Below are 22,768 nucleotides of genomic sequence, written 5' to 3'. Positions count from 1 at the left end.
GTCGCGGCAATCGTCATTAACAGACTATCAATGCGAAACGGCACCGCTCGCGAAAGCGATTGAGGTTCGCGCGGTTGCGCGTCGCACGCAAAAGGCGGCCTCGCTACTGAGATGTCGTGTCAACTGCTGGGAAGCCGGCACTGCATGGTGCAGTGAACGCCGGTCTTCAGATAACTGATCTCGGTCTTGCCATCGAACGGCCGCAGCGCCGATTTCAGCAGCTTGGTGCCGAAGCCGGCTTCACCGACCGTCTCGACCGCCGGTCCCTCGGTCTCATCCCAGATGACGTTGAGACGGTCGTCGTCCACCGTCCATGACACCTGCAGGAATCCGCGCGGCGAGGAGAAGGCGCCGTACTTGCCGGCGTTGGTGGCAAGTTCATGGAAGATCAGCGCCAGCGACACCGCGAGCTTGGCGGGCAGGAACAGTTGCTCGCCATTGAGGGTGAACCGCACATGACCGTAGGGCCCGAGCTCCGAGCGCAGCAAATCCTTGATATCGCAGCCATAGCCATCGACCCGTGCGATCAGATCGTCGGTCGCCGACAGCGCGCGGATGCGGTGATCGATGCGCTCCCAGACGTCGGGCCGGTCCTGCAGCGCCTGGTGCAGCACGGCGTGAATGGTCGAGGACTTGTTCTTCAGCCGATGCTGCAGCTCCTCGACCACCAGCTTGCGGTATTGCTCTTCCTCGATCAGCCGCTTGGAATCCTCACGCTGTTGCATGACCAGGGAGCGATAGTGTTCCACGCCCCAGATCGCGATGCCACACACCGCCCAGAAGATCATCAGAAGCGCGAAACGGGCCGGATCGACGGTCGTGTTGCTGAAATTGAAGACGATACCGAGCAAGCCGCTCGCGATCGCCGTCGCGATCCCGATCCTGAACCCGCCAAAGGCGGTCGCAAAGAACACGGCCGGGAAGTATGGCGTAAAAAACACGTCCGGCCGGAGCTGGGCCAGCCCGTAACGGGCGCCCGTCGCCAGAGCGAGACAGAGCAGCGCAACGGCGATCGCAACCGGCAGTGAGGGCTGGAAATTGCCCTGCCAGCCTTGCCTGAACTCGTCGATCCATTTCGTCATGTGTCGTTTCACTTCACGTGATCACATGCCCCAAAATAAGGCCGCTGCGACCGAAAAACCGCAGTTGTGTCCTTCCGGCCACAGATGGACCCCGCGCGCCGTTAACGTGGCGCTCGCTTGCGTCGTCCCGGTCGCGCGGCGAAAATCGGTGGTATCAATTGGGGATGGATGGGGCTTGGCATGAGACGGCGGGACAGCGAGGTCGCGGTGACCCGCGAGGTCGACAAGGCGGCGCAGCGGACCCGGCGGCGGGCGGGTTCCGCCATTCCGCGCAAGGCGTCCGATCTGGGTGAGAGATAATCGTCGTCGCCGAGGCAGACCAGTATGAATGCCAGGCTCGAGCGAAGGCTGCGTTATCTTGCCTCGATCATCGTGGCCGGCTGTCTGATGAGCGTCGTGGTCAACCTCGGCCAAGGTCGCCATGAGGCGGCGCAGATGATCGCGGGTTTCGCCTATGCGCTCGTGACGTGCGTGGTGATCGGCGGAATCGAGCTCTTCATTCTTCAGGGGCCGTTGGCGGAGCGGCTCAACCGCCTGTCATTCATTCGTCTGCTTGCCGTGCGCAGCACGATCTACGCCGTCATCATCATCGCCATCCAGTTGCTGCAGGTCGGCGAGCGCGCGGCAGGCTTGCGCCTGCAATCGTCCATCAGGGATTTCGGCCTCAGCATCGTCTACTCCGCAGCGATATCAGTGCTGCTGAATCTCGGCTTCAGCATCGCCAATCTGATCGGTCCGCGCGTCTTCATGAATTTCGTCACCGGGCGCTATCATTCGCCGGTCGAGGAGAACCGCTTTGTGCTGTTCGTCGACATCGCGGGATCGACGGGGCTTGCCGAACGGCTCGGCGGCATCGGCATTCACCGCTTTCTCGATCGCACCTTCCGCCTGCTCACGGACTCGGTCGTGGACTATCGCGGCGAGGTTCTGAACTATATCGGCGATGAGGTGATCGTGACCTGGCCGGAAGATCTCGGGTCGGTCGATTGCCGGCCGCTGCGGTGCTTTGTCGCGATGCGCGACACGCTGCAAAACGCAGCGTCACAGTTCGAGCGTGAATTCGGCGCGGCGCCACAAATCCGCGGCAGCCTGCATTTCGGACCGGTGATCGTCGGCGAGATCGGCGACGTCAAGCCGGCGATCGTGTTCAACGGCGATGTCATGAACATCGCGGCGCGGCTGGAAGAGCTGAGCCGCAAGGTCGATGGCGGCTTCCTCGCCTCGCGGGCAGCGATGGCGCGCTTTGCCGGGCCGCTGCCGGTTCCGTTGCATGACCTCGGCACGCTGCCGATCCGCGGCCGGATGGACGGGATCGAGGTGGTCGGGATTGGAGCGACGGTTTAGCCCTTGATCTCTCCGCAAGCGGAGCGGCGGTACTGTCTTGTTGCGGTGTACGCCAGCGCTCGCAAATCGCCACGTTCAGACGCGCGAAAACGACGGCAGGGCCGCAAGCCCGGCGCATCATGTGACAAACCGCAGCCAGGTCGAGAACGCTTCGATGCTAGGCTGCTCGGGATGATGGGCGACGTGAACGGCGTAGTAGCCGTAGCCCGGCAGCGACAGATCGTGAGCCTTGACGAACGTTCCGCTTCTGAGCTCGCGTCCAACGACAACGTCGCTGAAGATCGCGATTCCTTCACCCGCAGCCACGGCATCGATTGCGTGCAGTTCTTCCCTGAAACTCAAGTGCCACGCCTTGTTGGTCTCCGGAATGGCAGGATCAATTGATCGCGCGGTCGCGAGCCAGCGGGACCACGTCGGCGCGTCGCGGTCGCGGTTCATCCAGTCGAAGTGGATCAACGGGTAGTGCAGGAGATCGGCGGCGCGTTCGATCCGTCGTCCTCCCCTCGCCAACAATTCGGGGCTGCACACTGGAAAAAACGTGTCGCGAAAGATCTCCGTGCCGCTGAGATCAAGCGGCATGTGCCGCGCGTAGCGAATTGCGATATCGGCTTCTCCAGTGCGCAGATCGAGCACCGCGTCGGTCCCGATGATCTCCAACGGAATCTTTGGATAGGCCTCGCGCCACTTTGGCAACCGTGGCACCAGCCAACGGCTGGCAAAGGCATTTGGACTCGTCACCCGCAATCGCCCGTGACTGACGCGCGGGGACGCAGAGGCGATCGCGCTGGCGAATGTATCGAAGCCGCTCCTGATCACCGGAAACAGTCGCTCGCCGGCACTTGTCAGTTCGAGGGGACGCGGGCGACGACGAAACAGCGGCTGGCCGCAAATGTCCTCGAGGATCCGGATCTGGTGGCTGATTGCGGTCGGCGTCACCCCGAGTTCATTGGCCGCCTCGCGGAAGCTCATATGCCTTGCGGCAGCCTCGAAGGCGCGCAGGGAACCCAGGGGCGGAAGCTTTCGCATTGCTCAAGCGTAGGTGAATTCAGCTCATGTGGCGACCAAGAAATTCGATTTTGCCGCGGATTAAGCGCTATGCGACGCTTGCGGCCGTCAACGCCGCATCGCAGCGGCGGATCGGGAGGCCCGCCATGGACGCAACCAGCCTTGACGAAAGACGTAACGGTCAAGCGGCGGACGCCGCCATCCTGAGACGGTCGGTTCGCGGCGACGTCGTTGTCCCGGGTGATGTGGCCTACGATCAGGCCCGAAAAGTCTGGAATGGCATGATCGATCGGCACCCGGCCGCGGTTGTCTATTGCGCCGGCTCCGACGACGTCATTGCGGCCGTCAATTTCGCGCGGTCGCAATCCCTGCTGGTCGCCGTGCGCGCTGGCGGCCACAACATCGGCGGCGCCTCGGTGTGCGACGGCGGGCTCGTCATCGATCTCTCGCACATGAAGCAGATCGAGGTCGATCCAGTGAGGCGGACGGCGCGAGCGCAGGCGGGTCTCAATCTCGGCGAGTTCGATGCGGCAACGCAGGCGCACGGTCTTGCGACCACGATGGGCGTCAACGCCGACACCGGGATCGCCGGACTGACGCTGGGCGGCGGCTTCGGCAAGCTCGGCCGCAAGCATGGTCTCTCCTGCGACAATCTCCTTTCAGCCGAGATCGTGACGGCGGACAGTCGATTGCTGCGGGCAAGCGCTGCCGAACATCCGGACTTGTTCTGGGCCATCCGCGGAGGCGGCGGCAATTTCGGCATTGTCACGAATTTTGAATACCGGTTGTTTCCGGTCGGTCCGATCTTGTTGGCCGGCTCGGTCTTGCATCCCTACGATCGCGCACGCGACGCGATGCGTTTCTATCATGCGTTTGCGAAGGCCGCTCCGGACGAGCTGAGCCTGGATGCGGCGCTGGTGACCATGCCATCGGGCGAGCGGGCGTTGAGTATTTCGGCCTGCTATGTCGGTCCGATCGATGAAGGCGAGCGGATCGTCAAGCCGCTGCGCGCATACGGGGCACCCATTCAGGATCAGATTGCACCGCGTTCCTATGTGGAAATCCAGGCCGCCGGAGATCCTCTGTTTCCGCGCGGCCGTCGTTACTACTGGAAGGCGCAGTTCCTGCGCGAACTGTCTGACGCGGCGATCGATACGCTCCTGGCGTCATATGCGACTGCCGCCGCGGAATCGCTGCTTGTGTTGCAGCATGTCGGCGGCGCGATCGCGCGGATACCGGTCAGCGCCACGCCCTATGCCAACCGTGACGCGCTCTACGATTGCTTTCCCGTTTCGATCTGGGACGATCCGGCAGAGGATGCGGCGCGGATCCGCTGGGCGCGCGAACTGTGGGAGGCCATGCGACCTTTCTCGACCGGTGGCGTCTATGCCAACAATCTCGGCGAAGAAGGAACGGAGCGCATTGAAGCGGCCTACGGCGAGAATTTTGCGCGACTGGTTGCGCTCAAGACCAAATATGATCCGACCAATTTCTTCCGGTCGAACCAGAACATCACGCCGACGGCAGAAGCGACGCGCGGACGTGCCGATTGATCATGGCACGTCAAACCGGGCGCGCGAGCTCGTATTTTCAGGTTCGCCGGAAGTCAAACGCTGTCGATGGCAGCCGAGCCAGGCGACTGGCGCCTTGTCGTCAGTCGTCGACGCTTATGAGGGCTTGCCCCGGACCGGCTTGATCACCACCCGCAGCCCGTCGCGCGGTTTGGGAATCGGCCACATCTGCCATTCGGCCTTGTAGCCGGCCGGCAGCGACACATCGAGATTCTGCACGAAGTGCCGGGCGAAGCACTTCGCCTGCATGTTGGCGAAGTGCAGGCCGAGGCACATATGCGCGCCGCCGCCGAACGGCACCCAGGCGAAGCGGTGACGGCCGCGCTGTGCGTCCTCGGTGAAACGCAGCGGATCGAAGCGGTCAGGCTCCGGCCAGATGTCCTTCATGTGGTGCGTGAACAGCGGATTGACGCCGACCGCAGTGCCGGCGGGGATCGCGTATCCCCTGAAGGAGAAGTCGCGCACCGCGCGCCGCGGCATCGACGGCACCGGCGGCTTTAGCCGCAGCGCCTCCTTGAATGCCATCTCCGACAGCGGCATCGCATTGAGATGGTCCAGGCTGGTCGGCTCGTCCGCCGCAATGCCGAGTGCTTCGACCTCGTCGCGCAGCTTCTGCTGCCATTCCGGATGGGCGGCGAGCTCGCCGACGAAAGAGGTCAGCGATGAGGTCAGCGTGTCGTGCGCCGCCATCATCAGGAAGCTCATGTGATCGATGATGTCCTGCTCGGAGAGCAGCGCGCCGTCGTCATGCTTCAGTTGGCACAGTTGCGAGAACAGGTCGTTGCCGCCGCCACGGGCGCGCCGGATCGGGATCTGCTCGGCGAAATAGGCGACGATGCGCTTGCGGCCCCTGACGCCGCGCGCCATCTGCGTGCCTGGCCATGGCCGGCGGATCGGTGCCACGGCCGCGGCCACCATGTCGACGAAGGCGCGGTTGACCTCGTCGACCTCGGGCCCGATGTCGGCGCCGAGGAACGAAGTCGCGGCGAGGTCAAGCGTCAGTTGCTTCATCGCCGGATAGATCAGCATCTCCCCCTGCCTGGCCTTCCATTGCGCGATCCGCGCGGCGATGCCGCGATCGAGCTCGGTGAAATAAGACTTCATCGGCTCGCTCTTGAAGGCGACCGACAGCGCGCGGCGGTGCAGGCGGTGCTCCTCGAAGTCGCGCAACATCAGCCCGCGCGGAAACAGCCGGCCGAGGATGTTGTCCCAGCCATGCTCGGAGGAGAACTGTTTGGCCTGGTCGAACATCACGAGCTCATTGGCTTCGGGACCGAGCAGCACGATGCTGGTCTCGCCGAACATGTGGCTGCGGTAGCACAGACCGTATTTCGCGGCGTTCTGCTCGATATGTCCCTTGGGATCGGCCAGCACCTGTAGCGTCTTGCCGATGATCGGCCAGCCCTCGTCGCCCGGAATGTGCTTCAGCGCGTTACGTTTCGGCGGCGTGACCGTGTAGGGGGTGGGTGCCACATTCTGCATCGACAGGGCCATTGCTCCAATTGGGATACCATTGCCCGGAGACGATCGGACAAGATGGAGGCCGGTCGCCCGAAATCAACACGCTGGAGAACGAGGTCTGGTCCGCAAACAAACCCTTTGCCGCACTCACGTCCGCTCCGTCCGGCAGGTCGTGCAAGCCATGCCAATCTATCCGAAACCATGCCTGCGCGGGAAGAAAACAACGACGTTGACCGTGTTCCTGCGGATTTGTGATCACACCGGCGATTGTGCAACTGACCAGTGCGCGCATGAGGCGGACGGTGACAACAAAGTCCAGTCTCGCCGGGGCGAGCACGCATAAGCCGTAGCCCATCGCGCAGGGAAAGCCGGAGTGTTCTTCGGTCTCACCTGTGGTCCTACCCCGGCGCTTTTTCCACGGCACCGGATCCATGGGTGCGATCGACACCCGGCTTTCCCTGCGCCCTTCAAGTGAGGGCGAAACGAAATACAAATCTCGGACAAATGATGTCGCGAGAACGCAAAGCCACACCCGCGAAGGCGGGCGATCCAGTATGCCAGAGGCAGCCGTGATTGATCCGAGAGGCCGCAGCGTACTGGATCTCCCGCATGCGCGGGGGACGACGGCGGAGAGATGGGGTGCATCGCGGAGCCTGTCATCGGGCGGGGCGTTCGCGCGACCCGTTGGTCCTCGCAATGACGGCGTTGAGACATCGGGCAAGAACTATCCCCACCGTCGTCCCGGCGAAAGCCGGGACCCATTACCCCAACGGCACATCGTTGCGCGACGCGGCCTATATCGCGTTCACCACCAAACGCGGTGGTTATGGGTCCCGGCTTTCGCCGGGACGACAGCGAATGTGGGGACGCGGCTCCGGGCTCCTGCGGGCGCAGGGACTCGTCGATATCGCTCCTCGCAATGACGGGGTGAGACATTGGGCAAGATATGTCCCCCACCGTCGTCCCGGCGCAGGCCCATGGGCGCTAAAATAGGATTTGCGGGTTGGGTTTGCTTGTGATTCCAAGATGGGATGAGACACGAATCGCTTGTGAACGAAGACTGGGCGCGTGTTGTTGCGCGGCTTGGCGGAGCCGATGCTCTGGAGGTCAGCGCCCGCGAGACGAAGGCGTTTGTCCGGCCGCGAGAGATTAGCAATGCAGTCGATTTGCGTCTGATCCTTGCGTACTGTCTCGGCGAGAGGGGTCTGCGGTTGACAACGGCCTGGGCAACCTCGGTGGGCCTTGTCGATATCTCCAACGTGGCTCTGTTGTATCGCTTGCGTCAATGCGGGGATTGGCTGGCGCGCCTGGTAGGCCAAGCGCTTGTGAGCGGCGCACCGAAGGCGAGCCGCGGTCGCCTGATCCGCATTGTTGACGCCACGACGGTCCCCAAGGCTGGGACGAGCGGCAGGAACAAGAACGCGGTGTGGCGCGTCCACAGTGCGTTCGATCTTCCGCGGGAGCGTTTTGGTCACTTCGAATTGACTGATGAGCGCGGGGGCGAGACGCTGGATCGGATACCGGCGGTTGCCGGCGAAATCCGTCTTGCCGATCGCGCCTATCTGCAGCCCGAGCGGATGGCACGTCTGCGCGATGCCGGTGCGGACTTCGTGATCCGGTCCGGCTGGAAGAGCGCGCGTTGGCTTGATGCCGAAGGTGGTCTGGTTGATCTCACGGCCGAACTGCGCAAAGCCACGGCAGGCGGCATGATCGATCGGCCGATCTGGATAAAACGCAAGTCTGGCGCGCCGCTCGCCGTGCGTCTGGTTGCGATCAGGAAGCCGGCGCAAGCTGCCGCGGCTGCGCGACGCAAGGCACGCCGGACCGCACAAAGGGAGGCCATCAGCTCTCCAGCCAAACACTGGACGCCGCAGATTGGGTGATCCTGGTGACCTCACTCAAACCAAAGGACTTCACGACGGCCGACATTCTCGCCCTCTATCGGCTGCGATGGCGCATCGAGCTCGGCTTCAAGCGGCTGAAAAGCTTGATTGGCCTGAAGGGGCCGCCCGGAACTGACGAGCGATCCGCCAGACCCCATATCCTTGCCCATCTGCTGATCATTCTTCTGCTCGAGCCGCTCGTCGACGAACTCGAGGACTCTCCCCGCTTGGCCGACGCCGCCTGACCCGCCCAGGGGCGTGGCGACTCCTGCACCAGCTCGTCGCTTCGCTCCGGCAAGCCATCATTCCCCAGCCCGCAATCGCTTGCCTCCGCAGACTCCGCTCCACGCTCCGACGGCACCTCCGCGAGCCGCCCAGACACAAGCGTCGCTATCAAGCAATCCAACTACCTTAGCGCCTATGGGCGCAGGCCGGGACCCATTACACCAACGGCTCATCGTTGCGCGACGCTGGGGCCAATATCGCGTTCACCACCAAACGCGGTGGTTATGGGTCCCGGCTTTCGCCGGGACGACAGCGAATGTGGGGACGCGGCTCCGGGCTGCTGCGGGCGCAGGGACTCGTCGATATCGCTCCTCGCAATGACGGGGTGAGACATCGGGCAAGATATGTCCCCCACCGTCGTCCCGGCGAAGGCCCATAGGCGCTAAGGTAGTTGGATTGCTTGATAGCGACGCTTGTGTCTGGGCGGCTCGCGGAGGTGCCGTCGGAGCGTGGAGCGGAGTCTGCGGAGGCAAGCGATTGCGGGCTGGGGAATGATGGCTTGCCGGAGCGAAGCGACGAGCTGGTGCAGGAGTCGCCACGCCCCTGGGCGGGTCAGGCGGCGTCGGCCAAGCGGGGAGAGTCCTCGAGTTCGTCGACGAGCGGCTCGAGCAGAAGAATGATCAGCAGATGGGCAAGGATATGGGGTCTGGCGGATCGCTCGTCAGTTCCGGGCGGCCCCTTCAGGCCAATCAAGCTTTTCAGCCGCTTGAAGCCGAGCTCGATGCGCCATCGCAGCCGATAGAGGGCGAGAATGTCGGCCGTCGTGAAGTCCTTTGGTTTGAGTGAGGTCACCAGGATCACCCAATCTGCGGCGTCCAGTGTTTGGCTGGAGAGCTGATGGCCTCCCTTTGTGCGGTCCGGCGTGCCTTGCGTCGCGCAGCCGCGGCAGCTTGCGCCGGCTTCCTGATCGCAACCAGACGCACGGCGAGCGGCGCGCCAGACTTGCGTTTTATCCAGATCGGCCGATCGATCATGCCGCCTGCCGTGGCTTTGCGCAGTTCGGCCGTGAGATCAACCAGACCACCTTCGGCATCAAGCCAACGCGCGCTCTTCCAGCCGGACCGGATCACGAAGTCCGCACCGGCATCGCGCAGACGTGCCATCCGCTCGGGCTGCAGATAGGCGCGATCGGCAAGACGGATTTCGCCGGCAACCGCCGGTATCCGATCCAGCGTCTCGCCCCCGCGCTCATCAGTCAATTCGAAGTGACCAAAACGCTCCCGCGGAAGATCGAACGCACTGTGGACGCGCCACACCGCGTTCTTGTTCCTGCCGCTCGTCCCAGCCTTGGGGACCGTCGTGGCGTCAACAATGCGGATCAGGCGACCGCGGCTCGCCTTCGGTGCGCCGCTCACAAGCGCTTGGCCTACCAGGCGCGCCAGCCAATCCCCGCATTGACGCAAGCGATACAACAGAGCCACGTTGGAGATATCGACAAGGCCCACCGAGGTTGCCCAGGCCGTTGTCAACCGCAGACCCCTCTCGCCGAGACAGTACGCAAGGATCAGACGCAGCAAATCGACTGCATTGCTAATCTCTCGCGGCCGGACAAACGCCTTCGTCTCGCGGGCGCTGACCTCCAGAGCATCGGCTCCGCCAAGCCGCGCAACAACACGCGCCCAGTCTTCGTTCACAAGCGATTCGTGTCTCATCCCATCTTGGAATCACAAGCAAACCCAACCCGCAAATCCTATTTTAGCGCCCATGGGCGAAGGCCGGGACCCATTACCCCAACGGCTCATCATTGCGGGACGCTGGGGCCACGATCCCGTTCACCAGCAAATGCAGTGGTTATGGGTCCCGGCCTGCGCCGGGACGACGATGGCAACTGCGACTCCCTGCTTGCGTCGGAAGAACAGCAGTGGACGCCGTCCAACGCGTCTGCGTCAAAAGAACGCTCGGCCTCATGCCTTCTGCTTGGCGGCCGCCTTCTGGAGATCGGGCGCATTGACAGCGGGAATGGCGACGCGGCCGGGGCCGGTTTGTTGAAGGGCCGCGGCGGCCTTGTCGTTCTCCATGATCTTGGCCATCACCGCCTGACCGGCGCGTTCGAACACCGCGCGGTTGTCGATCACGAACTGGCGCGACTTGCGCAGGCCGTCGATATAGCCGTTGATCTCCGGGATCACGTAGCGCGCGACCAGGTCCCAGCTCCGGCGGGTGTTCTCCGGATTGGCCCAGTCGTGCGCGAAGCCGATGATCGCGCCGACGCCGCCCGACACGTTCACGAGATTCTTGATCATCTTGATGAGATCATCCGGCGTGCCGATGGTGGAGGCCGCGCCGTCGACAAAGGCTGTCTTGTCGACGGCTTCGTCCGGAGAGGAGAACGCGGTCAAGCCCGGCCGCATCAAGGTGCCGACATTGTATTCGTTGTGCCAGCGCATCAGGCCGGCGCCGGCCTCGCGCCGCGCCTGCTCGCGGGTCTCGGCGATGTGCCACGACAGCAACACGCGCCAGTTGGAACGGCTCACGGTGGTGCCGGCCTTCTTGGCGGCATCCTCGGCGAATTGCCACTGCTGCGGCAGCGCCATCAGACCCTGCGTCGACATCGAGCCGAGCGAGATGATGCCGATGCCGTACTTGCCGGCAAGCGTCATGCCCGACGGCGAGATCTGCGAGGCCACCACGAACGGCATGTCCTCCTGCAGCGGCAGGATCTGCAGCGCGGCATCGTGCATCTCGAACCAGTCGGTCTTGACCGTGACGCGCTCGCCGTTGAACAGGCGGCGGATCACCGCGATCGCCTCGTCCTGGCGGTCACGCTGGGTCATCGGGTCGATGCCGAGCGTGTGGGCGTCGGAGGCCAACGCGCCGGGGCCGGAGCCGAAGATAGCCCGCCCGCCGGTCATGTGATCAAGTTGCACCATGCGCTGCGCAACGTTGAACGGATGGTGATAGGGCAGTGAGATCACGCCGGTGCCGAGCTTGATGCGCTTGGTGCGCTCGCCGGCCGCAGCGAGGAACATCTCCGGCGACGCGATCATTTCCCAGCCCGAAGAATGGTGCTCGCCGCACCAGAATTCGTCGTAGCCAAGATCGTCGAGCTGCTCGACGAAATCCAGGTCGCGGCGGAATTGCAGCATCGGATGCTCGCCGATCGGGTGATGCGGGGCGAGGAAGGCTCCGAACTTGAGGCGCGCCATAGGTCGTTCTCTCCGGCTTATTTGTTATCGGGGCTTTCGATCAACCTACGGGGTGGGCCGGGGCATGGCAATGCTCGGAGGCTGCGGCGCCCGCATGGTTGTTGCGCAAATCGGCGGCACTTGCCGCCGTCCGGAATGTTTCCCAGCGCATCAACGCAAGTTGGGCCCCGGGATCGAGCGCCCGTGATCCGCTGCTTACCTTGGAGGTAATCGAACGGATGACCGGAATCTGCTGATGTGGGCCGTCGGGTTGTTTCGGGCAGGACCACAGCACATGCATCAGATCGTTTCGGCGCGAGCGGACACGTCTCGCCGCTGGTGGGTGCTTGCGATCGTCGTCGCCGCGCAGTTCATGTTTGGCGTTGATGCGTTCATCGTCAACGTGGCGATCCCGACGATCGCCGCGGAGCTGCGGGCGACGCCGGCGCAAATCGAGGCCGTGATCGCGATCTACCTGATTGCCTATGCGACGCTGGTGGTTACCGGCGGCCGGCTCGGCGACATCCACGGCACCAGGAACGTGTTCATCGCCGGGGTGGCTGGCTTCTCGGCGACGTCGCTGTGGTGCGGCCTCTCGCAATCCGGTCCGGAGCTGATTGTGGCGCGGCTGGCGCAGGGCACCACCGCGGCGCTGATGGTGCCGCAGGTGCTGGCGACCCTGCATCTCTTGTTCTCGGATGCCGCCCGCGCACGCGCCTTCGGCATCTACGGCATTGTGCTCGGGCTCGCGGGCGCCGCGGGCTTCATGCTCGGCGGCGTGCTGGTGACGCTCGATCTCGCCGGGCTCGGCTGGCGCGCGGTGTTCTTCGTCAACGTGCCCTGCGGCGTCATCATCATCGCGGCGGCACTGAAGATCATGCCGACCGTTCCGCGCCGCGCCGGCACGCGGCTCGACATCGCAGGCGCGCTCGTGCTGTTCGCGGGCCTGTTGTGCCTGATCGGCCCGTTGCTGTTCGGTCATGACCTCAACTGGTCGGGCGAGGTATGGCTGGTGATGGCGGCTGGCGTTGCGATTATCGCCGGCTTCGTGCGGCTGGAGCGCGCCGTGGCGCGCCGCGGCGGCATGCCGTTGATCGATCTGGCGCTGCTGTCGGACATCGCCTTCATGCGCGGATTGGTTGCGGTGTTCTTCTTCTTTTTCGCCAACCTGTCCTTCTACCTCATCATGACCATCTTCATGCAGAAGGCCTTGCAGATTCCGCCGCTGCAGGCGGGGCTGGTGTTCGTGCCGCTGGCGCTGACCTTCGTGGTCGCCTCGCGTCACAGCGGCGTGCGCGCCCGGCATCGCGGCACGCTGGTGCTGATCGAAGGCTGCGTCTTGCAGATCATCGGCCTCGCCGCGCTGGTTGTCACCGTCGAGATGACCGCGGAGCCAACGACGTTGCTGCTTGCGCTGGTGCTGATGATCGTCGGCTACGGCCAGGGACTGGTGATGGCGCCGTTGTCGAGCGCGGTGCTCTCGACCGTGCCGCCCGCGAGCGCCGGCGCAGGCTCGGGCATGTATGGAACGACGACGCAAATCGGCAACGCGGCGGGCGTCGCCGCGATCGGCGTGGTATTCTTCGCCGTCGAGGCTGCGATGTCGGCGCGCGTGGCGCTGTTTGCGGCATGCGCATTGTTTGTGCTGTCGGTCGCGATTTCAGCCGCATTTCTGTCATGGATGCGTCGCGCCAGCGCATGATCCGAAAAGATGAAAGCCGTTTTCCGAAACATCATGCTCAAATAACAAGATGATCACGCATTAACGCCGAATCTCACGTTTTGGAGGGACTGACAGCACACGGTCTTTTCAGTTTGCAGTGCAGCAACTATCTGGTTTGGTAACACCAGAACAAGAATCACCTCAGGAGTTGCTGTTGTCACTGGTCAACAACGTCGAATTTCTGCGTCATCTGCCCAAGATGAACGCGTTCAACGGGTTGGGTGCGCTCGCGCCCGCCGTGCCGACGCCGCTCGTCGAGACGACCGAATTCGGCGCCAATCCCGGCGCACTGAAGATGTTCTCGTTCGTGCCCGCGCAGCTTGCGCGGTCGCCCGCGCTCGTCGTCGTGCTGCATGGCTGCGGCCAGACGGCTGCGTCCTACGATCTCGGCACCGGCTGGTCGACACTCGCCAGCCATTATGGCTTCACGCTGCTGATGCCGGAGCAGCAGGCGATCAACAACGCCAATACCTGTTTCAACTGGTTCAATCCGGAAGACATCGCGCGCGGCCAGGGCGAAGCCTGCTCGATCAGGCAGATGATCACGCATATGGTCAATGCTCATCAGGTCGATCCGCGGCGCATCTATGTGACGGGATTGTCCGCCGGCGGCGCGATGGCCTCCGCCATGCTTGCGACCTATCCCGACGTGTTCGCGGGAGGTGCGATCATCGCCGGCCTGCCGTTCGGCGTCGCCACCAATCTGCGCGAGGCGCTGCATGCGATGATGCATGCGAGTGCGCTGCCCGCGCCAGAACTCGGCGAGCTCGTCCGCAATGCCTCGCAGCACCAGGGTGCGTGGCCGAAGATCTCGGTGTGGCACGGCAGCGCCGATCGCACCGTGCACCCGGGCAACGCCGATGCGACTGTGCGGCAATGGCTCGACGTCCACGGCCTGCCGCTTGCCGCGATGTCGAGGTCAGATGTCGACGGCCACCCGCGCGAGGTCTGGTGGAATGCCGACGGCGAGACGCTGGTCGAGTCCTACACCATCACCGACATGGCGCATGGCACGCCGCTCGGCCTTGCCGATAATGACGAGCGCTATGGCGTCGAGGGCGCGTTCCTGATCGAGGCCGGAATCTCGTCGTCGTATCGCATCGCCGAATTCTTCGGCCTGACCGATCAGGCGCGTCAGCCGCATGTGGCGCCGACGGGCGTGCCGCGCGAGCGCGCCGATACGATCTCGATGACGCTTCCGGTGACGGCGCCGGAGCCCGCCACGGCAGCGGCGTCCGGCCGCCGCAGCGCCCGGCCGCGCAAGGCCCGGAGCAACGGCGTCAATGTCGGCCGCGTCATCGCGCGGGCGCTGACCGCTGCGGGGTTGATGAAGTAGCAGGCGAGATTGACGCTGCGCTACTTACAATTCGCCGGTCAGAAACGGGTTCGTCATGCGTTCCTGGCCGATGCTCGAGCCCGCGCCGTGGCCGCAGATGAACCCGACATCGTCGCCGAGCGGCAGCAGCTTCTGCTTGATCGACTGGATCAGCGTCGGATGACTGCCGCCGGGCAGATCGGTGCGCCCGACCGAGCCCGCGAACAGGACGTCGCCGACATGGGCGAAGCGCAGCTCCTTGTTGAAGAACACCACGCTGCCCGGCGAATGGCCGGGGCAGTGCAGGATGTCGAAAGTGAGATCGCCGATCGAGACCTGGTCGCCCTCGTCGAGCCAGCGGTCCGGACCGAAATTGCGTACGCCGGTCATGCCGAAGCGCGCGCCGCTCGAGACGACATTGTCGAGCAGGTGTTTGTCGGCGATATGCGGTCCCTCGATCTTGACCTGCAGTGCGTCGCGCAGCTCCGCCGCGCCACCGACATGGTCGATATGGCCGTGCGTCAGCCAGATCTTCTCGACCGTCACGCCGGTCTGCGCGATCGCGGCCTGGATCTTCGGCACCTCCCCGCCGGGGTCGATCACCACGGCCTTCTTGCTCGGCTCGTGCCAGATGATGGTGCAGTTCTGCTCGAACGGCGTCACCGGCACGATGATCGCGCCGGCCTTCGGTTTGGTTTCGGTTTTGTCATCCATGAGGTCACCATAGGCTTCTAGCAACAGCCGTCAACACGGACGGGAACTGTCGCCGGCCCGGCGTGTGATCCCAATATAGACCGTGATAAGGTCGCACTCGACGGAACGAATTCGTGAGCAGCCCGCTATGCCGTTGCTCGCAATCTTGATCTAGGCCCTCGCAGTCCGGAACTCCATGACCCAGGCCCCCAAACCACCGCTCGGCGGACCCCGGACCACTGCCCGCGCATTCTCCGTCGCAGACCGCATCAATACGTCCGGGCTCGAGCGCGGCGATGTGCTGGCCACGACACCGCTGGCGTTTCGCGTCAATGACAACGGCGTCGCCATTCTGTTTCGCTACGGCGTCGTCGTTCTGATCGGTCTCAATGCGCTGGAGGAGGATGAATTCCTCCGCAGCCTGCAGTCCCGCATGACCGGCCCGTTCACCCGACGCGAGGAGGAGATCGCGATCATGGAGGTCGCGGCCGAGAAGGAGGATCAGATTCCGCCGGGCGGTCCGATCTATCTGCAAAGCCTGTCGCCGGAGCGCCTGATCCTGGTCGGCGAGGCTTTGGCCAAGAGCGTGGTGCTGGCACGGCACGAACGCGAGGTTGCGGCAGTGTTCGATTCAACCGAGCCGTTCGCACGCGAGCTCGCCAAGAGCGGGCAGGTTAATGGCGGTCGCATCGCGATCCTCAAGCACATCGGCAATGCGCTGTCGCTGCGCCACCGCGTGGCCGGCCCGGTCGAGATCGCGGAAAAGCCTGACATTCTCTGGGACAAGCCGCAGCTCGAGCGACTCTATTCCCGGCTTGAGGATGAATACGAGTTGAAGGAGCGTGCGGAAGCGCTGAACCGCAAGCTCGCCGTTATCGCCGAGAGCGCGCAAGTGCTGACCGATATCATTGACACCAGCCGCTCGCTGCGGCTGGAGCTGATCATCATCCTCCTGATCCTGTTCGAGGTCCTGATCTCCATCTACCAGATTGCGATGGGCCGGCACTGAGCGTCATCTTTCCGTCCCGAATTGTGCGCCATTCGTGAAGCTGGTGGCGGCAACGGGCGTTGCCTCGCCGGGGCCGGGCGGTGAGATGGGGATGCGGGATGGAACAGCGCGACACGGATTGGTGGCGACATGGAGTCTTCTATCAGATCTATCCGCGCTCGTTTCAGGATACTGACGGCGACGGCATCGGAGACATCAGGGGGATCATCGACCGGCTGCCTTATCTGAGGGAGCTCGGCGTCGATGCGATCTGGCTGTCGCCGATCTTTCCGTCGCCGATGGTCGATTTCGGCTACGACATTTCCGACTATACCGGCATCGATCCGCTGTTCGGAACGATGGAGGATTTCGACGAGCTGGTCGCGGCCGCGCATGGTGCCGGCCTCAAGCTGATCCTTGATCTCGTTCCAAACCACACCTCAGAGCAGCATCCCTGGTTCATCGAAGCGAAGAGCTCGCGCGAGAATCCCAAGCGCGACTGGTACATCTGGCGCGATCCGGCGCCCGACGGTGGTCCGCCCAACAACTGGCTGTCCGAATTCGGCGGCAGTGCCTGGGCGTATGACGAGGCCTCGGGGCAGTATTACTATCACGCCTTCCTTGCCCAGCAGCCCGATCTCAACTGGCGCAATCCCGAGGTGAGGGCGGCGGTCTACGAGGTGATGCGCTTCTGGCTGCGCAGGGGCGTCGACGGCTTTCGCGTCGATGTGATCTGGCACCTGATCAAGGACGCCGAATTCCGCGACAACCCGCCCAACCCACATTACATCGAGGGCCGGCCGCCGCACGAAACACTGCTCACGCAATATTCGACCGACCAGCCCGAGGTGCATGAGGTCATCACCGAGATGCGCCGCGTCACCGAGGAGTTCGACCATCGCGTGCTGATCGGCGAGGTCTATCTGCCGTTGCACCGGCTCGTGGCCTATTACGGCAACGATCTGCGCGGCGCACAGATGCCGTTCAATTTCGCGCTGCTGTCGACCATGTGGAGCGCGCGTTCGGCCGAGAAGATCATCATCGACTATGAGAAGGCGCTGCCGCCGGGCGCATGGCCGAACTGGGTGCTCGGCAATCACGACCGGCCGCGGGTAGCGAGCCGGGTGGGGCTCGCGCAGGCGCCGGTCGCCGCGATGCTGTTGCTCACGCTGCGCGGGACACCGACGCTGTATTACGGCGACGAGATCGGCATGCGGCAGCTCGCGCTGGCGTCGGACGAGGTATGCGATCCCTTTGAGAAGAACGTGCCGGGCATCGGTGTCGGCCGCGACGGCTGCCGCACGCCGATGCAATGGAGCGCCGAGCGCAACGCCGGGTTCTCGACGGGGAAGCCGTGGCTGCCGCTGGCGCGCGATTACGCCAGCGACAACGTCGCGAGCCTCGCAGCAGACGGGACGTCGATATTGAACCTCTACAAGGCGCTGATCGCGCTGCGGAAGCGGATGCCGCAACTCGTCCGCGGCACCTATGAGCCGGTGGCGGCGCACGGCGACGTCTTGCTCTATCGGCGGCGCAGCGCGGAGGGTGCGGCGGTGATCGCGCTCAATCTTGGCACGGAGCCCGCAGCGATCACCTCCAGCGCCATCGGCTTCAGCAACGAGATATTGCTGTCGACGCTCATGGATAGGCAGGGCGAGAAGATCGAAGGCAAGCTCGAACTGCGTGGCAATGAGGGCGTGATCCTCGGTCTGCCGCTGGCGTGACCTGACATCTTTTGCGACGTGAGCATGAAGCTTGGGCTCTCTCGCCGCCGGCGGCGCCTTCCGGAGTGGAGTTGAACAGTCGATTCTGGCTATCCAACCAGCGGCAGGGCGGTTCCGTCGCGAGTTCGCAGCCGAATCCAGTGCTGCCGCTGTGCAACGGAATCGGCTAATCTTGCCGTGATGGAATCGCCCGCCCGCCAGATTGCGCTTGTGCCCGCGCCCGACCGACGCCAGTCGGAGACGGCGCTTGCGATTGCGCGCGGCACGGCGAGGCTTCTGAGGTCGCTGGGCTTTTCGTGCATCAGCGAATTGCCGCTGCCGTCCGGCCGCCGCGCTGACCTGGTCGCGCTCAATGAGCGCGGAGAGATCTGGATCGTCGAGATCAAGTCGTCCGTGGAGGATTTGCGCGCGGACCAGAAATGGCAGGACTACCGGATGCATTGCGACCGGCTGTTCTTCGCCTTCACCCAGGATCTGCCGTGCGAGATCTTTCCCGCCGACACCGGCCTGATCATCGCCGATGCCTATGGCGCGCATTTGCATTGCGAGGCGCCGGAGCATCGGTTGCCGGCCCCAACCCGCAAGGCGATGACGGTGCGCTTTGCCATGGCCGCCGCGCAGCGGATCAACCGGCTGGTCGATCCGCAGGGGCATAGCGAGTTTTGAAGACGGTCACGTAGCCCGGATGGAGCGCGGCGCAATCCGGGTGAGCCTTTCGCGGAAGGGTCTGCCCCGGATTTCGCTTCGCTCCATCCGAGCTACAAAAAGCAAATGGCCGGGCGAACCCGGCCATCGCAAAGCAATTGCAATCGACGCTTATCGCGGCGCGCGTTTGGCGAGGATGCGCTGCAGCGTGCGACGGTGCATGTTGAGCCGGCGCGCGGTCTCCGAGACGTTGCGGTTGCACATCTCGTAGATGCGCTGGATGTGCTCCCACCGCACGCGGTCGGCCGACATCGGATTCGTCGGCAGCTCGGATTTCTCGGTGCCGCTCGCCAGTAGCGCGGCGACGACGTCATCGGCGTCGGCCGGCTTCGACAGATAATCGACGGCGCCCATCTTCACCGCGGTGACGGCAGTGGCGATGTTGCCGTAGCCGGTGAGCACGATCGCGCGCGCATCGGGGCGCTTGCGCTTCAACGCCGAGACGACGTCGAGGCCGTTGCCGTCGCCAAGCCTGAGGTCGACGACTGCGAAAGCGGGCGCAGCGCGGCCGATCTCGGCGAGACCGTCGGTCACGGTATCGCATGACTTCACCGAGAAGCCGCGTGTCTCCATGGCGCGCGACAGGCGCTCCAGGAACGGCTTGTCGTCCTCGACGATGAGGAGCGATCGGTCGGTGTGCTCATTCAGTTCAGCGATGGCGTTCACGGTCGATTTTTCCCTGTGATAGACCGCCATTATATGGGGTCGCAGTGCGGCGCTGCCAAGGCAGCCGAAAGTCGCGGCCGCTGCATGTGTAATGCCAGACGTGCGATTGAGAATTGTTCTTAGGACGCGCTCTCGCCGTCCGGCGCGGTGCCCTCGAAGCGCTCGCGCGGCCAGACGATCTGAGCGACCGCCCCGTGATCGGGAAACACGCGGTTGGTGAACGACACTTTGGCACCGGTGCGTTGCAGGAGCGTTCTTGCGATGAAAACGCCCAGACCAAGGCCTCCGCGCGCATTTTGGGCCTCGTCTGCGCCCCGGCGGCGCGACAGATAGGGCTCTCCGATCCGTTTCAGCATGTCAGGGGCGATGCCGGGACCGTCATCGGAGATCACAATCTCGACAGTTTCGGCATTCCACCACGCATTCACCTCGACCGTTTGATGCGCGAAATCGACGGCATTTTCCAAAATGTTTCCGACGCCATACAGGATCGCGGGGTTGCGGGCACCGATCGGCTCGGGTGTCGCTGCGACAGCAAGCCGCACCTTGATGTTGACGCCGAAGTCGCGATGCGGCGCCACCGCCTCCTCGATCAACGTCGACAGCTTCATGTTGTCGAACGGCGCGCCGGTCGATGAGAGCTGCGCGATCTTGCTCAGGATGTCGCGGCAGCGCTGCGCCTGCTCGCGCAGGGTCTTCAGGTCGCCCGTGAGGCTCGGGTCGTGCACCGTCTTTTCCAGCTCGCGCGAGATCAGGAAGATCGTCGACAGCGGCGTGCCGAGCTCGTGCGCGGCGGCGGCGGCAAGGCCGTCGAGTTGGGTCAGGTGCTGCTCCCGCGTCAGCACCAGTTCGGTTGCGGCCAGCGCGTCGGATAGCTGCCGCGCCTCCTCCGTCACCTGAAAGGCGTAGAGGCTGGTGACGCCGATTGCGAGCAGGATCGAGAGCCAGACGCCGAGCAAATAAATCGGCGGCAGCACCAACGGATCATCGGCGTCCCACGGCAGCGGAAGGTGATAGAAGAACAGCGCCGAGGCGCAGGCGACCGCAAGGCAGCCAAGCGCGATGGTCAGCCGCACCGGCAGCACCGTCGCCGAGATCAGCACCGGCGCGAGGAACAGGAACGAGAACGGGTTCTGCAGGCCGCCGGTGAAATAGAGCAGCGCGGCAAGCTCCACGATGTTGAGCGCGAGCAGCGCTGCGGCATGGGTCGGCTCCAGCCGCTGCATCGGATTGAAGGCGATCTGCAGTCCCAGGTTGAGCAGCGCCGAAAATGCGATGATGCAGACGCAAGGCACGATCGGAACGTCGAATTCCAATCCCTGGGCGACGACGAAGATCGCCACCAGTTGGCCAAGCGCGGCCAGCCAGCGCAGCCGCAGGATCGTATCCAGGCGGACATTGCTACGTGGCTGGCGGAAATCGGAGGTGGCGACGTCGGTCATATCCGGACCTTAGCTGTGCTATGGGTAGCGCACAAATTCGCGACTTAACGCAAGGAGCCGGCGCAAGCCTTGCGCTTATTGTCGCAATGGCTCAATGAACGGCCATATGCAACAGAGCGAGACAGGTCAGGGGCAACCGCCGGCGGCCGATCTGGGCAGATCGGCGGCGATCGACGTCGCGCATCTGGTCAAGGTCTACAAGACCACCCGCGCCGTCGACGACATTTCCTTCCGCATCGCGCGCGGCAGCATCACCGGCCTGCTCGGCGGCAACGGCGCCGGCAAGACCACGACGATCGCGATGATCATGGGTCTGGTGTTGCCGACCTCGGGCCGCGTTCGGGTGCTGGGCGCTGATATCCCCGAACAGAGCTATGACGTGCTCGGCCGGATGAACTTCGAAAGCCCCTATGTCGACATGCCGATGCGGCTCACCGTGCGACAGAACCTGACCATCTTCGGTCGCCTCTATGCGGTGAAGCATTTGCGCGAGCGGATCGACCAGCTTGCCGCCGATCTCGACCTGAAGGACTTCCTCGACCGCGCCAACGGCAAGCTCTCCGCCGGGCAGAAGACGCGCGTCGCGCTGGCGAAGGCGCTGATCAACCAGCCGGAACTCTTATTGTTGGACGAGCCGACCGCGTCGCTCGATCCCGACACCGCCGACTGGGTGCGGCAGCATCTGGAGACCTATCGCAAGACTCACAACGCGACGATCCTGCTCGCATCGCACAACATGCTCGAGGTCGAGCGGCTGTGCGACCGGGTCATCATCATGAAGCGCGGCAAGATCGAGGACGACGGCAGCCCCGACGGGATCATGGCGCGCTACAACCGCGACACGCTGGAAGAGGTGTTTCTCGACGTCGCGCGTGGCCGGGTGCGGGAGGGTGCGACGTGAGCGAGCTCGTCAGCCGGCCGCAGCACCGGATTTCTCTGCAGCGCATCAACGCGATGGTGCTGCGCTATTGGTATCTGTTGATGTCCTCGTGGCCGCGGCTGCTGGAACTGGTCTACTGGCCGGCACTGCAGATCATCACCTGGGGCTTCCTGCAGACCTACATCTCGCAAACCTCGGGCTTCTTCGCCAAGGCCGGCGGCTCGCTGATCGGCGCCGTCATCCTCTGGGACATCCTCTTCCGTGGACAGCTCGGCTTTTCGATCTCGTTTCTGGAAGAGATGTGGGCGCGCAATCTCGGCAACCTGATGATGAGCCCGTTGAAGCCGATCGAGTTCCTGCTCTCGCTGATGATCATGAGCCTGATCCGGCTCGCCATCGGCATCGTCCCGATGACGCTGATGGCGCTGTTCTTTTTCGGCTTCAATTTCTACGCCATCGGGGTGCCGCTGATCGCCTTCTTCTGCAATCTGATCTTCACGAGTTGGTCGGTCGGCGTGTTCGCCTCGGGCCTCGTGCTGCGCAACGGTCTCGGCGCGGAAAGCATCGTCTGGACGCTGATGTTCGCGGTGATGCCGCTCGCCTGCATCTATTATCCGGTCGAGGTGCTGCCGGTTTGGCTGCAATACGTCGCCTGGGCCTTGCCGCCGACCTATGTGTTCGAGGGCATGCGCGCGCTTCTGATCGACCACGTCTTCCGCGCCGACCTGATGATCGATGCGCTGCTCATCAACGCGGTGCTGTTCGCCGCATCCTTTGCGATCTTCCTTGCCCTGTTGCGCAGTGCCAAGCGTCACGGATCGCTGCTCAGCGCTGGTGAATAAATGTCACTTTCCCAAGGAATTTCGCCCTTTTAGG

Annotated in this window: 19 protein-coding genes and 2 pseudogenes; 11 read left to right on the top strand and 10 right to left on the bottom strand. The window is 63.9% G+C overall.

What is annotated here, in order from left to right; all coding sequences use genetic code 11:
* Positions 1-119: 119 nt before the first annotated feature.
* The gene (locus tag P6U30_RS36790; protein WP_407167520.1) at positions 120-1,082 is read right to left on the bottom strand and encodes a sensor histidine kinase; all 963 of its coding nucleotides are present in this window, start codon (positions 1,080-1,082) and stop codon (positions 120-122) included.
* A 324-nt stretch (positions 1,083-1,406) separates the two neighbouring features.
* On the opposite strand from P6U30_RS36790, the gene P6U30_RS36785 reads away from it, so the two are divergent.
* Positions 1,407-2,426 (top strand): adenylate/guanylate cyclase domain-containing protein, encoded by a 1,020-nt coding sequence (locus tag P6U30_RS36785; RefSeq protein WP_407167519.1) that lies wholly within the window; start codon positions 1,407-1,409, stop codon positions 2,424-2,426.
* A 117-nt stretch (positions 2,427-2,543) separates the two neighbouring features.
* On the opposite strand, the gene P6U30_RS36780 is transcribed toward P6U30_RS36785, so the two are convergent.
* Positions 2,544-3,452 (bottom strand): LysR substrate-binding domain-containing protein, encoded by a 909-nt coding sequence (locus P6U30_RS36780; RefSeq protein WP_407167518.1) that lies wholly within the window; start codon positions 3,450-3,452, stop codon positions 2,544-2,546.
* 125 nt (positions 3,453-3,577) lie between these two features.
* On the opposite strand from P6U30_RS36780, the gene P6U30_RS36775 reads away from it, so the two are divergent.
* Positions 3,578-4,984 carry an FAD-binding oxidoreductase gene (locus P6U30_RS36775; protein WP_407167517.1) on the top strand — a complete coding sequence of 469 codons (1,407 nt, stop codon included), beginning with the start codon at positions 3,578-3,580 and terminating at the stop codon, positions 4,982-4,984.
* Positions 4,985-5,098: 114 nt separating this feature from the next.
* Here the strand turns inward: P6U30_RS36775 and P6U30_RS36770 are convergent, their stop codons facing one another.
* Together P6U30_RS36770 and P6U30_RS36765 are read right to left on the bottom strand one after the other, a co-directional pair.
* Positions 5,099-6,490: a cytochrome P450 gene (locus tag P6U30_RS36770; RefSeq protein ID WP_407170636.1), complete on the bottom strand. Its 1,392-nt coding sequence runs from the start codon at positions 6,488-6,490 to the stop codon at positions 5,099-5,101.
* Positions 6,435-6,911, bottom strand: coding sequence for a hypothetical protein (locus P6U30_RS36765; RefSeq protein ID WP_407167516.1), 477 nt, complete (start codon positions 6,909-6,911; stop codon positions 6,435-6,437). The genes P6U30_RS36770 and P6U30_RS36765 overlap by 56 nt, the downstream gene beginning before the upstream one ends.
* Positions 6,912-7,494: 583 nt before the next feature.
* Between P6U30_RS36765 and P6U30_RS36760 the strand changes: the two are divergent.
* A pseudogene (locus tag P6U30_RS36760) lies at positions 7,495-8,073 on the top strand (IS4/IS5 family transposase); the annotation flags it as partial.
* 113 nt (positions 8,074-8,186) lie between these two features.
* On the top strand, positions 8,187-8,591 hold the full coding sequence (locus P6U30_RS36755; protein ID WP_407170405.1) for a transposase: 405 nt from the start codon (positions 8,187-8,189) through the stop codon (positions 8,589-8,591).
* 592 nt (positions 8,592-9,183) lie between these two features.
* Here P6U30_RS36755 and P6U30_RS36750 read toward each other — a convergent pair.
* The 3 genes and pseudogenes from P6U30_RS36750 to P6U30_RS36740 all read right to left on the bottom strand — a co-directional run bounded on the left by P6U30_RS36750 (position 9,184) and on the right by P6U30_RS36740 (position 11,777).
* Positions 9,184-9,588, bottom strand: coding sequence for a transposase (locus P6U30_RS36750; RefSeq protein ID WP_407170405.1), 405 nt, complete (start codon positions 9,586-9,588; stop codon positions 9,184-9,186).
* A 113-nt stretch (positions 9,589-9,701) separates the two neighbouring features.
* Positions 9,702-10,283: pseudogene (locus tag P6U30_RS36745) on the bottom strand (IS4/IS5 family transposase); the annotation flags it as partial.
* Between the two features lie 252 nt (positions 10,284-10,535).
* Positions 10,536-11,777, bottom strand: a complete 1,242-nt coding sequence (locus tag P6U30_RS36740) for an LLM class flavin-dependent oxidoreductase (protein ID WP_407167515.1) — start codon at positions 11,775-11,777, stop codon at positions 10,536-10,538.
* Positions 11,778-12,051: 274 nt separating this feature from the next.
* On the opposite strand from P6U30_RS36740, the gene P6U30_RS36735 reads away from it, so the two are divergent.
* Together P6U30_RS36735 and P6U30_RS36730 are read left to right on the top strand one after the other, a co-directional pair.
* Positions 12,052-13,458 carry an MFS transporter gene (locus P6U30_RS36735; protein ID WP_407167514.1) on the top strand — a complete coding sequence of 469 codons (1,407 nt, stop codon included), beginning with the start codon at positions 12,052-12,054 and terminating at the stop codon, positions 13,456-13,458.
* A 175-nt stretch (positions 13,459-13,633) separates the two neighbouring features.
* Entirely contained in the window at positions 13,634-14,815 is a 1,182-nt protein-coding gene (locus P6U30_RS36730; protein ID WP_407167513.1) for a PHB depolymerase family esterase, read from the top strand.
* 24 nt (positions 14,816-14,839) lie between these two features.
* On the opposite strand, the gene P6U30_RS36725 is transcribed toward P6U30_RS36730, so the two are convergent.
* Complete coding sequence (locus P6U30_RS36725) at positions 14,840-15,508, bottom strand: MBL fold metallo-hydrolase (protein WP_407167512.1); 669 nt, start codon at positions 15,506-15,508, stop codon at positions 14,840-14,842.
* A 175-nt stretch (positions 15,509-15,683) separates the two neighbouring features.
* Here P6U30_RS36725 and P6U30_RS36720 point away from each other — a divergent pair, with 175 nt between their 5' ends.
* The 3 genes from P6U30_RS36720 to P6U30_RS36710 all read left to right on the top strand — a co-directional run bounded on the left by P6U30_RS36720 (position 15,684) and on the right by P6U30_RS36710 (position 18,865).
* Positions 15,684-16,496, top strand: a complete 813-nt coding sequence (locus tag P6U30_RS36720; protein ID WP_407167511.1) for an RMD1 family protein — start codon at positions 15,684-15,686, stop codon at positions 16,494-16,496.
* A gap of 98 nt (positions 16,497-16,594) precedes the next feature.
* Positions 16,595-18,199 (top strand): alpha-amylase family glycosyl hydrolase, encoded by a 1,605-nt coding sequence (locus P6U30_RS36715; protein ID WP_407167510.1) that lies wholly within the window; start codon positions 16,595-16,597, stop codon positions 18,197-18,199.
* A 180-nt stretch (positions 18,200-18,379) separates the two neighbouring features.
* Positions 18,380-18,865, top strand: coding sequence for an MmcB family DNA repair protein (locus P6U30_RS36710; RefSeq protein ID WP_407170635.1), 486 nt, complete (start codon positions 18,380-18,382; stop codon positions 18,863-18,865).
* Between the two features lie 150 nt (positions 18,866-19,015).
* Here P6U30_RS36710 and P6U30_RS36705 read toward each other — a convergent pair whose 3' ends face one another.
* On the bottom strand, positions 19,016-19,570 hold the full coding sequence (locus tag P6U30_RS36705; protein WP_407167509.1) for an ActR/PrrA/RegA family redox response regulator transcription factor: 555 nt from the start codon (positions 19,568-19,570) through the stop codon (positions 19,016-19,018).
* 119 nt (positions 19,571-19,689) lie between these two features.
* Positions 19,690-21,012: an ActS/PrrB/RegB family redox-sensitive histidine kinase gene (locus tag P6U30_RS36700; protein WP_407167508.1), complete on the bottom strand. Its 1,323-nt coding sequence runs from the start codon at positions 21,010-21,012 to the stop codon at positions 19,690-19,692.
* Positions 21,013-21,118: 106 nt separating this feature from the next.
* Here P6U30_RS36700 and P6U30_RS36695 point away from each other — a divergent pair, with 106 nt between their 5' ends.
* Both P6U30_RS36695 and P6U30_RS36690 read left to right on the top strand, forming a co-directional pair.
* Positions 21,119-21,913: an ABC transporter ATP-binding protein gene (locus P6U30_RS36695; protein ID WP_407170634.1), complete on the top strand. Its 795-nt coding sequence runs from the start codon at positions 21,119-21,121 to the stop codon at positions 21,911-21,913.
* Between the two features lie 53 nt (positions 21,914-21,966).
* The gene (locus tag P6U30_RS36690; RefSeq protein ID WP_407170633.1) at positions 21,967-22,734 is read left to right on the top strand and encodes an ABC transporter permease; all 768 of its coding nucleotides are present in this window, start codon (positions 21,967-21,969) and stop codon (positions 22,732-22,734) included.
* Positions 22,735-22,768 lie beyond the last annotated feature (34 nt).

Origin of the sequence: Bradyrhizobium sp. ORS 111 (assembly GCF_045571485.1) — a bacterium.
Taxonomy (GTDB): Bacteria; Pseudomonadota; Alphaproteobacteria; order Rhizobiales; family Xanthobacteraceae; genus Bradyrhizobium.
This window is presented reverse-complemented; position numbering and strand designations above follow the sequence as displayed.